This window comes from Saccharothrix sp. ST-888, from assembly GCF_000955975.1.
Lineage (GTDB): Bacteria > Actinomycetota > Actinomycetes > Streptomycetales > Streptomycetaceae > Kitasatospora.
In genome coordinates this window covers 1-330 of record NZ_JYJF01000732.1, presented here as the reverse complement: position 1 = coordinate 330, position 330 = coordinate 1, and the positions used below count along the sequence as shown (strand labels likewise).

At 78.5% G+C, this 330-nt stretch carries 1 protein-coding gene; it reads left to right on the top strand.

What is annotated here, in order from left to right; translation table 11 throughout:
- A partial coding sequence (locus UK12_RS42345) for a hypothetical protein (protein ID WP_045307155.1) occupies positions 1-330 on the top strand: 330 nt, incomplete at both ends.

Below are 330 nucleotides of genomic sequence, written 5' to 3'. Positions count from 1 at the left end.
CCGGGCGCATGCGCGCGGAGCCGCCCTGGACTGGGCGGCGTTCTTCGCCGGTCGGGGCGCCGGCCGGGTCGACCTGCCGACGTACGCCTTCCAGCGCGGCCGCTACTGGCTGGAGTCGGGCAGCGGATCCGCCACCGCGGCCGCGGTGCCCGTCGACGCGGCGGACGCCCGCTTCTGGGACGCCGTCGAGCGCGAGGACCTGGCGGGCCTGGCCGCGACGCTCCAGGTCGCGGACGGCGACGAGCTGGGCGCGCTGCTGCCCGCCCTGTCGGCGTGGCGTCGGCAGAGCCGCGAGCAGTCCACGGTGGACGGCTGGCGCTACCGGGTGAG